8 protein-coding genes are annotated in these 13615 nt (G+C 64.0%); 2 read left to right on the forward strand and 6 right to left on the reverse strand.

Annotated features, from left to right (window positions below; all coding sequences use genetic code 11):
- Positions 1-37: 37 nt before the first annotated feature.
- Positions 38-2725, reverse strand: a complete 2688-nt coding sequence (locus AC6CH8_RS16200) for a bifunctional acetate--CoA ligase family protein/GNAT family N-acetyltransferase (RefSeq protein WP_498191485.1) — start codon at positions 2723-2725, stop codon at positions 38-40.
- A 54-nt stretch (positions 2726-2779) separates the two neighbouring features.
- Here AC6CH8_RS16200 and AC6CH8_RS16205 point away from each other — a divergent pair, with 54 nt between their 5' ends.
- Positions 2780-5296, forward strand: coding sequence for a DNA gyrase/topoisomerase IV subunit A (locus tag AC6CH8_RS16205; RefSeq protein WP_091466719.1), 2517 nt, complete (start codon positions 2780-2782; stop codon positions 5294-5296).
- A gap of 98 nt (positions 5297-5394) precedes the next feature.
- Here the strand turns inward: AC6CH8_RS16205 and AC6CH8_RS16210 are convergent, their stop codons facing one another.
- On the reverse strand, positions 5395-5778 hold the full coding sequence (locus AC6CH8_RS16210; protein ID WP_091466718.1) for a VOC family protein: 384 nt from the start codon (positions 5776-5778) through the stop codon (positions 5395-5397).
- 130 nt (positions 5779-5908) lie between these two features.
- On the opposite strand from AC6CH8_RS16210, the gene AC6CH8_RS16215 reads away from it, so the two are divergent.
- Complete coding sequence (locus tag AC6CH8_RS16215) at positions 5909-6427, forward strand: DinB family protein (RefSeq protein WP_498191486.1); 519 nt, start codon at positions 5909-5911, stop codon at positions 6425-6427.
- 4 nt (positions 6428-6431) lie between these two features.
- Here the strand turns inward: AC6CH8_RS16215 and AC6CH8_RS16220 are convergent, their stop codons facing one another.
- From AC6CH8_RS16220 to AC6CH8_RS16235, 4 genes are read right to left on the reverse strand one after another with little or no spacing between them, the layout of a single operon-like run.
- Positions 6432-7442 (reverse strand): GNAT family N-acetyltransferase, encoded by a 1011-nt coding sequence (locus tag AC6CH8_RS16220; protein WP_498191487.1) that lies wholly within the window; start codon positions 7440-7442, stop codon positions 6432-6434.
- Between the two features lie 9 nt (positions 7443-7451).
- Positions 7452-10883, reverse strand: a complete 3432-nt coding sequence (gene cydD / locus AC6CH8_RS16225; protein ID WP_498191488.1) for a thiol reductant ABC exporter subunit CydD — start codon at positions 10881-10883, stop codon at positions 7452-7454.
- A 7-nt stretch (positions 10884-10890) separates the two neighbouring features.
- Positions 10891-11973, reverse strand: a complete 1083-nt coding sequence (cydB, locus tag AC6CH8_RS16230; protein WP_498191489.1) for a cytochrome d ubiquinol oxidase subunit II — start codon at positions 11971-11973, stop codon at positions 10891-10893.
- Positions 11974-11991: 18 nt separating this feature from the next.
- Positions 11992-13590: a cytochrome ubiquinol oxidase subunit I gene (locus AC6CH8_RS16235; protein WP_498191490.1), complete on the reverse strand. Its 1599-nt coding sequence runs from the start codon at positions 13588-13590 to the stop codon at positions 11992-11994.
- Between the last annotated feature and the right edge of the window lie 25 nt (positions 13591-13615).

Raw genomic sequence — 13615 nt, forward strand, 5'->3', positions numbered from 1 at the left:
CTTGGTGACTACCTAACCGCGAGGTCCAGTCCTGTGGCTAACCCCGCATCGCGCGCCGGGCACTGTCCGTGCGCTGTGCCGCATTGCCGATCCATACATCCGCGCCAAGGATGGTGGCACCCGAGGGCCCCGCCAGTACGGGGTTGAATTCCACCAACGCGATTCCTGGATGGTCATCTTTTAGCTTGGCGAGCCGGGCCGCAATGTCCTCCAGAGCTTCAACATCCACGGCGGGCAGGCCTTGGTAGCCGAACAGTTTTCGGGACGCCCGTGGCGAGCGGATGACATCGTGCAGGTCCGCAGCTGATAGCGGCGGGACCCGATGCGCCCAGTCGTCCAGCAGGTTCACGGCATCCCCGGCCAAGCCGAACGACAGGACCGGCCCCAGCAAGGGGTCCTCCATGGCACGGAAGGTGCAGGCCTGCCCCACCGGCGCCATGGCCTGCACCTCAAGCGAGGGCGATCCATAAGGTTCCAAAGCACGGCGCATTTGGGCGATGTTTTGACGGAGGGATTCGGCGTCCTGAATATCCAGCCGAACGCCTCCGAGATCCAGCCGGTGCCGCAGTGCGGGATCCGTGGTCTTGAGGACCACGGGCCATCCCACAGTCTCCGCGGCCTGCACCGCCTCGTCAGGGGTACCAAATCCGAGAGTCGGCACCACATCAATCCCGTAGCCCAACAGCAGTGCGGCGGCTGCACCGGCGTCGAGCTTCCTGATCTTTTCGCCCGTGACGCCGGCCAGCATCGCGTGCAGCGTTTCTTTGGTGCCGTCGACATCGCAGCCGTCGGGCTCCACGAAAAGCCCTTGGTCACGGTCGCGCCACTGCGCGTAACGGACGATCGCCGCCAGGGCCGCCACGGCGGCACCGGCATTGGAGTAGCACGGAAGCACAGGCTTGCCAGCTCCGCCCACCATGCCCTCGACTTGCACGGAGGGATCCAGGATTCCGGTGAACGCCGCCACCACAGGCTTGCCAGCCTCGGCAGCGCATTCGGCCAGGACGCCCGCGAGTGATTCCACGGTAAGCCCGCGGGCCGGGAGGAGAGCCGCCACAACGGCGTGCACGGAGTCGTCCGCGAGGCTTTCCTGCAGACTTGCCCGAAGTGCAGGAAGCGCCAATGACATACCTGCGTCCAAATCAATGTCCGTCACAAGGCGGCCCACATCCAACCCGAGGGGTCCTGCACTGTCGGCCACCACTTTGGCCAGCGCGACGGAATTTGAGTAGACGGCTACGCCCGGTCCTTTGGGCAGCGCCTGGGAGGACGCGATCTGGGCGATGTCCATGAGTTGTTCGATGGTTTCAACCCGGATCACGCCGGCCTGCCGCATCATCGCGTCCACTGCCGCGGCTGGCGCCTGGGTGGTGCGAACCTCGTGCCCGGGTGGCAGGCTGAGGCCGGTGACGTCGGACTTGGCAACGATCACGGGTTTGTTGCGGGACAATCTGCGCGCCAAGCGGGAGAACTTGCGGGGGTTGCCGATGGACTCAAGGTAGAGGCCCACGGCGGAGGTATCGGCGTCGTCCTCCCAGTACTGCATGACGTCGTTGCCGGAAACGTCTGCGCGGTTTCCTGCGGAGAGAAACGATGACAACCCGAGCCGGCGGCGGCTGGCGGCTGCGTAAACCGCCACACCCACGGCAGCCGACTGGCTGAACAAGCCCAGGCTGCCGCGCGGGGGCATCGTGGGTGCCATGGATGCGTTTAATGAGACCGCCGGGTGCGTATTCAGGATCCCGAGGGATTCCGGGCCAATGACGCGCATTCCGTTCGCCCTGGCCCGCCGCACCAACTCGTGCTGGCGGGCGAGTCCCCGCTCGCCGTCGTCGGCAAATCCGGCGGTGGCCACCACGATGCCCTTGACGCCCGCAGCGGCGCAGTCGTCCACTACCTTGGGCACTTCCTCGTAGGGAACAGCGACGATGGCCAGCTGCACCGGCCCCGGGATCTCGGACAAGTTTCCGAACGAGATCATCCCGGCGAGTTCGAATGCCTCCGGGTTGACGGCGTAGACCGGACCTTTGAAGCCGCCTTCAATAATATGCTCCAGGAGCTGGTAGCCCACCGTCCCCCACTTGCGGCTGGCACCGATGACAGCCACCGACGACGGCGACAACAGGTCCCGCACGCTGCGCGCCTCCGCGCGGTGCTCGCGGGATTCCATGACGGCCCGCGATTTCTCCGTGGGATCGATGTTGAATTCAACGCTCACAACGCCGTCGTCGAATTGTCGTTTGACGTCGTAGCCGGCGTCGGCAAAGACCATCAGCATCTTCCGGTTGTCCGGCAGGACCTCTGCCGTGAAGCGGCGGATGCCGTTTTCCCGGGCGGCAACCGCCAAATGCTCCAAGAGGATGGAGCCGATTCCCCGTCCCTGGTGTGCGTCGGAAATGTTGAAGGCAACCTCGGCCTCGGTGGGATCTTCAAGCCTGTCGTAGCGGCCAATCCCCATGATTTCGCCGCCGATGGTGATGACGAACGCCACGCGGTTGATGTGGTCCACTTCCGTGAAGCGCCGAACCTCCTTGCCGGAGAGCTTTGGCTTGAAAGAGAAGAACCTCATGTAGATGGAGGCCTGCGACTGACCCGCATGGAACGCCTGCAAAGCATCGGCATCTTCGGGTCGTATTGGCCGAAGGTGGGCTGTCCCGCCGTCGCGCAGCACGACATCAGCTTCCCAATATTCCGGATAAATGCCGACGCCGGGCTGATCCACCATAGGCTTAGCCTAGCTAAAACATCCGCAGTACATCTTTAAGGATCCACCGACCCCATGGCCCGCAGCCAAAAATCCGCACGCACAGCCGAGCCCCTCGGCGATTTCACCGAGAACATCGTCGACATCGACGTCACGTCCGAGATGGAAGGCTCCTTCCTGGAGTACGCCTACTCGGTGATTTACTCGCGTGCCCTCCCGGACGCCCGCGACGGACTGAAGCCCGTTCAACGGCGCATCCTGTACATGATGTCCGACATGGGCCTCCGCCCGGATCGAGGACACGTCAAGAGCGCCCGCGTGGTGGGCGAAGTCATGGGTAAGCTCCACCCGCACGGCGACACCGCCATATACGACGCCATGGTGCGCATGGCGCAGGATTTTTCCCTGCGCCTGCCCCTCATCGATGGTCACGGCAACTTCGGATCGCTCGACGACGGCCCGGCAGCACCGCGTTACACAGAGGCACGTTTGGCGGCCGCCGCGTTGACCATGACGGACCACCTGGACGAAGACGTGGTGGACTTTGTCCCCAACTACGACAACCAGCTGACGCAGCCGGATGTGCTCCCCGCCGCTTTCCCCAACCTGCTGGTCAACGGCACCACGGGCATCGCTGTTGGTATGGCCACGAATATGCCTCCGCACAACCTGGTGGAGGTCATCGCCGCTGCTCGTCACCTGATCGCCAACCCCGGTGCCACGTTGGACGAGATCATGCGGTTCATCCCGGGGCCCGACCTCCCCACAGGTGGCCGCATCGTGGGATTGGACGGAATCCGTGACGCTTACGCCACGGGGCGTGGATCCTTCAAGACCCGCGCCAAGGTTGAAGTGGAACAGCTGTCCGCCCGCCGCACCGGCCTGGTGGTCACTGAGCTCCCCTACATGGTGGGCCCGGAAAAGGTCATCGAGAAGATCAAGGATGCCGTCAACTCCAAGAAGCTGACCGGCATCAGCGACGTCGTTGACCTCACGGACCGCAATCACGGCCTCCGCCTGGTCATCGAGTTGAAGAACGGCTTCAATCCCAACGCCGTCCTCCAGCAGCTGTACCGCTACTCGCCCATGGAAGATTCCTTCGGCATCAACAACGTCACCCTGGTGGACGGCCAGCCGCAGACGCTGGGCCTCCTGCAGCTGCTGCAGGTGTACGTTGAACACCGCCTCAATGTGGTGCGCCGCCGCACGTCCTTCCGCCTGGGCAAAAAGAAGGACCGCCTCCACTTGGTGGAGGGCTTGTTGATCGCGATTGTGGACATCGACGAAGTCATCCAGATCATCCGTTCTTCGGACGAGGCTTCGGCCGCGCGTGAACGCCTCATGTCCATCTACGACCTCACCGAAATCCAGGCCAACTACATCCTGGAACTGCGCCTGAGGCAGTTGACCAAGTACTCCCGCCTTGAGCTGGAGAAGGAACAGGACGAACTCCGCCGCGAGATCGAGGCCCTGGAGGCCATCCTGGCTTCGGATGAACTGCTCCGCGATCTTGTCTCCGGTGAGTTGGCCGTGGTCGCCGAAAAGTACGGCACCCCCCGCCGCACGGTCCTCTTGGAATCAGAAGCCGTCTCCCCCACGGTGGCTGCGGCCTTGGCAGCGTCAGTACCCGGGCCGAAGGGCAAAGCCGCAGCGCTACCCTTGGAAATTCCGGACGACCCCTGCTGGGCCCTGCTGAGTGTGTCCGGACAGATCGCCAGGACGTCCAACCAGGAACCGCTGGCCGAATCGGGTCCCCGGACCAAGCACGATGTCTTCCGCTCAGTGGTCAAGACCACCGCCAGGGGAGAAATCGGTGCGGTCACATCCCAAGGCCGCATGCTGCGGCTCCAAGTGATGGACATGCCCGTGTTGCCTCCGGTCTCCGGTCTCCCCAACTTGGCCGGCGGCGTCCCCGCCAAGGACTTCATCACCTTGCTCAAGGGTGAAACCTTGGTTGCCTTCGTCCCCCTGGACTCCGTCCTCGCCATCGGTACGGTCCAGGGCGTGGTCAAGCGTGTTCAGCCGGACTACCCGCTGAACCGTGAAGACTGGGAGATCATCGCCCTGAAGGACAAGGACTCGGTGCTCGCGGTGGAACCGGCGCAGGAGGACAACGTCGACCTTGTCTTCGTGACACGGCAGGCCCAATTGCTTCGATTCAGTGCCTCCAATGTCCGCCCCCAAGGACGTACGGCCGGTGGCATGGCCGGCATCAAGCTTGCGGCCGGCGACGAAGTGATCCACTTCGGTACCGTTCGCGCGGACGACCCTGCCGCCGTCGTGGTGACCATTGCCGGAACGAACGGCGCCTTGCCGGGGACGGCACCGGGCACTGCGAAGGTGACCGCTTTCGAGGAGTATCCCGTGAAGGGCCGGGCCACCGGCGGGGTGCGGGTCCACCGTTTCCTCAAGGGCGAGGACACACTGCTCCTGGCTTGGGCAGGTCATGGTCCGGCGAAGGCTTCCTCGACGGCGGGCGTCGCAAGGGCACTTCCCCACGAACATGGCCGCAGGGATGGATCCGGCGTTCCGTTGTCCCAGCCCGTGGAAGCCATCGGTCCGAGCATGGCATGGGCTGATGCCGCGGAATAACGCGGAATAATCACGAGGTACCCGAACAGCACGCCAAAGGCCGGGGGTTACAGACCTCCGGCCTTTATGCTGCCGTGGCTGTGAAGCCACCGCACGGGCTAGCCGGTTTGGTTGATGCTCAGTATGTTTCCCTCACTGTCGAGGAACCATGCTGCGGCGCTTCCATCAGGCATCGTAGCGATGCCGTCTTCAGTCTTCAGGCCCGGGAAGTCGTAGTCTTCGAACTTGACTCCCTTGCCGCGCAGCTCCTGCACTGTGGCCCGGACATCGCTGACCGTCCAGCCCATCTGGGTGTTCTTGGCAGTCCCTGCATTGGACGTTTGATAGACAAAGAATCCGGTTCCGTCGCCACACCTGTACTGGAGGTTGTCGTCGTCGTCCGGATTTTCGGGTTCCAGTCCGAGTTTTTCGCTGTAGTACGCGCGTGCCCGGGCTATGTCCTGTGCCGGTAGGACGGCACCAACCTGCTGATCCTTGAGCATTGCTTTCTCTTTTCCGGCTCTCCCCCCGGAACGAACTTTACTCTTGGCAGGGTCCGTAAGTAATTGGAAAACGACACCATATTTCGTGGGCTGTAGAGGGGCCCGCACAGGTTCAGCTTAGACTGGCCGCATGCCGATCATCCCCGATGAAAAAGACTGGACCTGGGTGCTGTCACAGCCCTGCCCCGAGTGCGGTTTCGACCCCGCAACGGTGACCCCTTCCACGGTGCCCGGCACCGTTCTGAACATGCTTCCCCGGTGGCGGGCCGTGCTGCGCCGGGAGGATGTAGCAAAACGTCCCAACGACCACACATGGTCCAACCTGGAGTACGCCTGCCACGTCCGGGACGTCTTCAGCCTCTTCGACCAGCGCCTGAACCTGATGCTCACCGAGGATGGCGCCCGGTTTGCCAATTGGGACCAGGACCAGGCCGCGATCGACGGTGAGTACGGTTCCGCTGATCCGCGCACGGTGGCCGACGAGCTGGAGGCAGAGGGCAAGGAGATTGCCGAGTCCTTCGCCCGCGTCACTGAGGATGATTGGCAACGCACCGGAACGCGCAGCAACGGATCCTCATTCACCGTGCTGACGTTCTCCCAGTACTTCCTCCACGATGTTGTTCATCACCTTCATGATGTGGACGGCTAAAAAACTAGAGCATCTTCTCCCACGTCATACTGCGGTTCACTGGCGCATAACCCATGCCCAAGTAGAGTTCCAACGCCCCCGTGGGGTTGGCCGAGTCCACGTCCAATGAGGCCACGTCCATTCCCGCTGAGGCGTAGCGGTGCATGGCATCGGCGAGCAGTGCTTGGGCTATGCCCCGACCGCGATAGGCCCGCCGCACGCCAAGGAGCTCTGTGTAGCCTTCCTTGAAACCGCGATCGGCGGCAGAGTCGGGATCAAAGCTGGTTAGCTGGTATCCGGCCACCTCCCCCGTGCCGGAATCAATAACCACCGCACTGAGATCGTGCCGGGCCGTCGGTTCCTCAATGGTGAAGCGCCACGCTTCTTCATCCCGTGGCTCGCTCCCCCAGTGGTCCCTGAACGCATCGTTATGGGCTTGGCGCACGGGTTCAAAGAGCGATGGATCCAGCGTCCTGAGCTCAAGTCCCGCACTCAGGGGCGCCACGGGCAGTTGCTGGGACAGGGGCCGGTGCATTTCGTTGAACCAGCGCACAGCACCGTAGCCGTGACCCATCAGGAGTGTTGCCTGGTGCTCGTGCTGTTCCTCCGTCTGGATGCGGAGACGCGGCGGTGCTGTGGTGTGTCCGGCAGCTTGATCGGACTCGAACCGGGAGCGTACTTGTCCTTCCTGCCACATCAGCACTGCAGAGCCGATGCCCCGTTGTTGCCATTCCGGGTCAACGCACGCCATTCCGGTGGCTTTGTCGCCCTCGGGATTCTTGGCGATTCGGCCGTAGGCACGCGCCACACCGTCTGAGTCGATGCCCAGCAGCGTGCTCGTTTCCGCCGGGTTCTTGGTCGACTCGAGGATGTGGACCAGGTCGCCGCGCTTTTCGTACCAGACGGGATGTTCGACGGCGGCCGTCCGGGCAATCAGGCCCGCCCAGTTCCCGAGGTCTTCCATGGTGGCTGGTCGCCAGCTCAGGCCGGTTGCAACGGCGTCGGGCATGACTTGGCGCGCGGTTTCGAAAGGCATGCCAACAGGCTACTGAGGAGTAGACCTTCCCACCAGTTCCGCCGCGCCCGGGCTTCGCTTCACGGCACCCTGGGTTGCAGGCAACTCCAGCCGCCCATCTGCCGGATCAATATCGTCCGGATTATGCGTGACCAGGACAACGGTGACGTCCTTGAGTCCATTGCGCAGAATGGCCATCATTTCCCGCGCCGAGCCCGCATCCAGGTGGGCCGTAGGTTCGTCAAGCAACAAGACGGTGGCTCCGGTCAGGAGCGTCCTGGCCATGGCAAGCCGCTGACGTTCGCCGCCGCTCAGGAAAGAACCGCCAGGGCCGATACGGGCATCGAGCCCTTCCGGCAGTGCCGCCACGACTGAATCAAGCCCGACGTCGGCCAGCGCATTGCGCATCTCTGACTCGCTGGGCTTCGCTGCCGCCGGGCGGCTCAGCAGGAGGTTGCCGCGGATAGTGGAGTCGAACAGGTGTGCCTCCTGGGGGCACCACGCAGCTTTTCCAGTGAGCTTCACAGTTCCTTCTGTCAGGGGCAGGAATCCGAGAAGTACCGAGAGGAGCGTGGACTTCCCTGCACCGGAGGGGCCGGTCACGGCAAGCCAGCGGCCGGGCTCGGCAACAGCATTCACACCGGAAAAGACGTTCGGGCCACCCGGCCAGGACGCTGACGCACCCCGCAACTCCAGTCCCGTCCGGCCGGGCCGATCAGGCAGGCGACGCGTGCCGCCGTCGTGCTCTTCCGCTTGGCTCCCTGGGGTGGGGGTGTCCAAAGCGCCGGATGCTGCCACCCGGCCGAGCACGGCTGCGAGCGCCGGGGCTTGGCGCACAGCGGACACGATGCCACCAAAGGGTTCAACCAGGGCTAGTTGCATGAGGACAATGACAGCTGCCAGTTCCGGTGCGACAGTGCCGTTCAGTACGGCGGGTGCGCTCAGGACGCCCGCCCACAAGGCGGCCATCGAGCAAGCCAGGACAATCACTGCCTGGCCGAGCCCTTCAGCCCATGCCGACCGTTGTGCAGAGAGGGTGGCGGTGCGGTCTTTGTCGCGCAGTGCACCGAGGACAGGCTCCCCCACCCCGTTGGCGCTCAGTTCCGCACGGGCATCGAGGGCTGCGGCCACTCCCCGAAGCACCACTGAACGCATCTGCTGTTCAGCCTTGGCGGCGTTCCTGTCAGCCAGGACCGCAAGGGTCGGGGCAAGGACCAGGCCGACGACGGCGGCTGCCACCACCGCTGGCAGGGCAGCCGGCAAAACGATGGCTGTAGCGAGGATCGACGCGGCCCCGACTCCAAGGGCAGTCACGGGAGGGAGGACAACCCTGGGCAGAAGATCGCGGAGGGTGTCCACGTCGTCCACGATGGATCCCAACACGTTGCCGCCTTGGAGGAGGCGCCGGAGGGACAGCGCCCTGCGGCTCAGCGATGCCCACAGGGCACCGCGGAGCCGGGTCATCGCAGCGAAGACAGCATCATGGGTCAAGAGCCGCTCGCAATAGCGCAGAACGGCCCTTCCTATACCGAAGAACCTGACTCCGACGATCGCGCCGAGCAGGTAGAGAATGGGCGGTTGTTCGCTGGCGCGGATGATCAGCCACCCGGACAGACCTGACAGTGCCACTGCGAAGAGGGCGGCCAGGACGGCCACGACACCTGCGGCAAGGAACTTCCAACGTACGGGTCGCAGAGTCCGCAGGAGACCATGCAGGCTGCTGGTAGTGGGAGCGGGCGGGAGGCCGCGTTGGGGACTGGCTTCCTTCGCTGGGACTGTAACAACCCCGCCACGGGTACCGCGCGGGCTGCTCGGCCCGGCCACTATGGGCACCGAGGTCACGTGGCGGTGCTGGTGCTGCTGCCCTACGGGTACCAGGTGGTCGGCGAGCGCCCGGGTGGCGGCGTCGTGGGCCACCAGGATCACGGTGACGTTGCCACGAAGCGACTCTATGGCGCGACGGACCACGCTGGCGGAGTATTGGTCCAGATGGGCGGTGGGCTCGTCGAGCAACAGGACCGTAGCGCCTGCTTCCACGCGGGCCAGTCCACGGGCGAGGGCGATCCGCCGCAGCTCTCCGGGGCTTAGTTCCGCTGGGTTCCTGGCAGCCAGGTGCTCTGCAGAGACCTTCCGAAGGACACGGGTGACGGCCTCGGAGACGTTCCCCTTGTACCCGTCAAGATAGAGTTCAATCTCTTTCTGCACAGTTTCGGTGGCCATGACAGGGTGTTGCGGAACCCACGCCACTGTCCCTGGGTCCGCACCGGTGATGGTCCCTGTGACCGAGGCGCCCGGCCCTTGGCCGATGAGCCCGGCGAGGACACCCAGGACTGTGCTCTTCCCGGAGCCGCTGTCGCCGTCGAGGGCCGTAACGCGCCCGGGCGCGGCAGTGAAGCTGAGGGGCCCGACGGAGGCTGCTGACCTTCCGTGGTACTTCACGGACAATCCGCTCACAACTACCCCGGCCTGCGCAGTGTTGGAAGGCCCATGATCCTGCAGGCGCTCGTGTGCGGGGGCATCCAGTACGGCGTTGGTGGTTTCGAGGGCTGCCCTGCCGTCATCGCTTGCGTGGTGGGCGGTGCCGAGTTCCCGCAGCGGAAGGTAGCAATCCGGGGCCAGGATCAGTGCCAGGAGACCGGCTTCAAGGGCCATGTCGCCATGCACCAGCCGTACGCCGATGAATACAGCCACTACGGCCACGGAGATCGTCGCTATGAGTTCCAGGGCCAGCGCGGAAAGGAACGCCGTGCGAAGTGTGCCCATGGTCCGGGTCCGGTACTGCTCGGAGATATCTTCCAGGGCTGCGCGCTGTTCGGTGGCACGTCCCAGACCCACCAGGACGGGAAGGCCTTTGGCGAGTTCAAGGATGTGGCCGGACAGTTTCCGGAGCGTGCTTTGCGCCTCCCGGACGGTGTCTTCGGTGTGCCTGCCGATGAGGACCATGAACAGCGGCACCAGTGGAACCGTCAGGACGATCACCACAGCACTTACCCAGTCGGCGAAGAGGATCCGGGCTCCGATCAGGAGCGGGACCGTAGCGCAGTTCACGATCGCAGGCAGGTATTGGGTGTAGTAGTCGTCCAGTGCGTCCAGGCCCCGCGTGGCAAGGATCGCCAGGCCGCCGTCGTTCATTCCCGCTACGGGCGACGAAACGCCGTCGGACAGCGAGCGCCTCAACAGCCGTGCCCGCAGTTCCTCTTTGACGCCCAGGGCAGCCCGCCTGGAGGCAATGCCTTGGCCCCACACCGTCAGCGACCTGAGGACCGCTCCCACCGCGCCCCAGATGAGCCCGTTGTTCCAGTCCGCCAGGCCGGAGTTCCCTGCCCCGGACGTTAGTCCGGCCAGCATCCCCGCCACAGCCTGGGCCATGAGCACCAGGGACAGTGCTTTGAGGGTGGACATCAGGCCAAGGGCGTAGAGCGCCGATCGTGTGGCGGGGCCGGTAGGGAACACGGGTTTCATGGGGCGGCTATTCTCCCGATTTGCGTGGTGTGGCCGGCGAGCTGTCCTCGGGGATCATCACCTTGGCGGCGATGGCTGGCAGGAACCCGTGGGCTTCGGGGATGTGGGCCGCGCTTACGCGCCTCCGGAACACCCAGTACGTCCATGACTGGTAGGCAATCACGAGTGGCAGGCCAACGGCTGCAACGATGCTCATGAGGCCCAGCGTGTAGTCCGAGGACGAGGCGTTGGAGATGGTCAAGTTGAAGGCGGGATCGATCGTGGAGGGGATGACCACCGGGAAGGCAGCTCCGAAGATCGAGGCAGTGGCGCACACAATGAACGCGCCGAGGGCACTGAAGGCGCGTCCTTCAGACCCGGCTCGGGCCAGCCGCCACGCCAGGACCACTGCGACGATAGCTGCTGCCACCAGGGCCCAGGTCCAGGGCTTGCCGCTCAGGAACTGCACGGCCACCATCCAGCCGAACATCGGCAACACCGCGAACGGCACCAGTCGAATGAACCAGCGGCGGGCGCGATGCCGCACGTCGCCGTCGGTCTTAAGGGCAAGGAACGCCAGGGCGTGTACCAGGGCAAACGCCACCACACCGAAACCGCCAAGGAGTGCGTAGCCGCTGAACCAGGACATTGGGCCACCGACGCGGTCCCCATTGGCATTCAAGGGCAGGCCCGTGGTGGTGAGCGCCAAGGCTGCGCCGATGCCGAAGGCAGCCCCGAAGGATCCGATCGCGATCGCCCAGTCCCAGCGGTTGCGCCACCGCTCGGAGTCCACCTTGCCCCTGTATTCGAAAGCGACTGCCCGGAAGATCAAGGCGGCCAGGACTGCCAGTAGCGGGAGGTAGAGGCTGGAGAACAGCGAGGCGTACCAGAGAGGGAAGGCTGCGAAGGTGGCACCGGCTGCGGTGAGCAGCCACACCTCATTGCCGTCCCATACCGGGCCTATGGTGTTCAGCAGCACGCGGCGGTCGGTGTTGTGGCGGGCAAACAGCTTCATGAGCATGCCGACGCCGAGGTCGAAACCCTCCAGGAAGAGATAACCGGTCCACAACACGGCGATGGCTACGAACCAGATGGTTGGCAACAGTTCCATTGTCAGTACCCCTTGGCCTTAGTAGGCGAATGCCAGGACGTCGTCGCCGGACTTGTCCGGTCCGGTGCCGTCGTCGTTCTTGTCATGTTGGTTGTCTGAGTCCTGCGCGTGGCCCAGTTCGGGCATCGCCGAGGCCACGCCACCGCGGATGTACTTGACCAAGAGCTTCACCTCCACCACCAGCAGCACGGCATAGATGGCGGTGAGGACTACCAGCGAGGTCATGAGCTCTCCTGCGCTGACCCCCGGAGATACCGCGGCAGCGGTGAACATGAAGACCTGGTCGATTCCGTTCATGTCAGGGTTGGGGGCCACCACGAACGGCTGCCTGCCCATCTCGGTGAAGATCCAGCCTGCTGCGTTGGCGCCGAACGGTGCGAGGATCCCCAGGACGGCAAGACGCATGAGCCATTTTGACTCGGGAACCACGCCCTTGCGGGTGACCCAGAGGGCCAACAGTGCGGCGAATGCGGCGAGCCCACCGAAGCCGATCATCATGCGGAAGCCCCAGTAGGTCACTTCCATGACAGGCAGGTATTGGATTTCCTGTCCGGCGCGCTCACCGTACAGCGGGTTGTCCGGCAGGTGGGTGCCGTACTTCTCCTTGTACTCACCCAGCAGGCTGTTCACGCCCTTGACCTCGGTGGTGAAGTCGCCCTTGGCCAGGAAGGAGAGGATGCCGGGTACTTCGATGACAGCCACGATGTCGTCGCAGTTGGTGGCACCGAGGTTGCCGACGCTCAGGACCGAGAAGCCCGTGCCGTCGTGGCAGGCAGCTTCCGCTGCAGCCATCTTCATGGGCTGCTGCTCGAACATCAGTTTGCCCTGGAGGTCACCTGTGATGGCCGTTCCCGCGAAGGAGATCATGGCCACCACTGCACCAATTCGCAAGGATGTCATCCATACGGTGTAGTCGGCTTTGTCACGGCCCGGGATTGCGGCCTCGCCGGGAACCAGCTTGCCGTCCTTGCCCACCACATCAATGCCATCGTGGCGGCGACGCCAGAGGTGGTACCAGGCGATACCCAACAGGAAGGCGCCCGCGACAGCCAGTGCACCGAACAGTGTGTGGGGCACCGCAACCAGTGCCGTGTTGTTGGTGAATACAGCCCAGGCATCGGTCATCACGGGCCGGCCATCCACCATCTCAACGCCCACGGGGTGCTGCATCCAGGAGTTGGCCACGATGATGAAGTATGCGGAGAAGACTGAACCAATCACGGCGATCCACAAGCACGCCAGGTGGACGCCGCGCTTCAGTTGCTTCCAGCCAAAGATCCACAGTCCCAGGAAGGTGGATTCAACGAAGAAGGCCAACAGTGCTTCGAGGGCCAGGGGCGCACCAAAAACATCCCCGACGAAACGGCTGTACTCACTCCACGCCATGCCGAACTGGAATTCCTGGACGATGCCGGTGGCTACGCCCATGATGAAGTTGATGAGGAAGAGCTTTCCCCAGAACTTGGTCATCCGCAGGTACTCGGGCTTGCCGGTGCGGTACCAAATGGTCTGGATGATGGCCACTACCAGGCCGAGGCCAATGGTGAGCGGCACCATCATGAAGTGGTAGACGGTAGTGATACCAAACTGCCAGCGTGCGATTTCCAAGGCGTCCATGGCTGTCCTTTGTGCGGTGGACCGA

The sequence above is a fragment of the Paenarthrobacter sp. GQ52 genome, from assembly GCF_059759005.1.

What these genes read in the sequence shown, in the direction of transcription:
- AC6CH8_RS16235 (WP_498191490.1), bottom strand. Translation starts at nt 13,590, where the DNA reads ATGGACGCCTTGGAAATCGCACGCTGGCAGTTTGGTATCACTACCGTC.
- cydB (WP_498191489.1), bottom strand. Translation starts at nt 11,973, where the DNA reads ATGGAACTGTTGCCAACCATCTGGTTCGTAGCCATCGCCGTGTTGTGG.
- AC6CH8_RS16200 (WP_498191485.1), bottom strand. Translation starts at nt 2,725, where the DNA reads ATGGTGGATCAGCCCGGCGTCGGCATTTATCCGGAATATTGGGAAGCT.
- cydD (WP_498191488.1), bottom strand. Translation starts at nt 10,883, where the DNA reads ATGAAACCCGTGTTCCCTACCGGCCCCGCCACACGATCGGCGCTCTAC.
- AC6CH8_RS16205 (WP_091466719.1), top strand. Translation starts at nt 2,780, where the DNA reads ATGGCCCGCAGCCAAAAATCCGCACGCACAGCCGAGCCCCTCGGCGAT.
- AC6CH8_RS16215 (WP_498191486.1), top strand. Translation starts at nt 5,909, where the DNA reads ATGCCGATCATCCCCGATGAAAAAGACTGGACCTGGGTGCTGTCACAG.
- AC6CH8_RS16220 (WP_498191487.1), bottom strand. Translation starts at nt 7,442, where the DNA reads ATGCCTTTCGAAACCGCGCGCCAAGTCATGCCCGACGCCGTTGCAACC.
- AC6CH8_RS16210 (WP_091466718.1), bottom strand. Translation starts at nt 5,778, where the DNA reads ATGCTCAAGGATCAGCAGGTTGGTGCCGTCCTACCGGCACAGGACATA.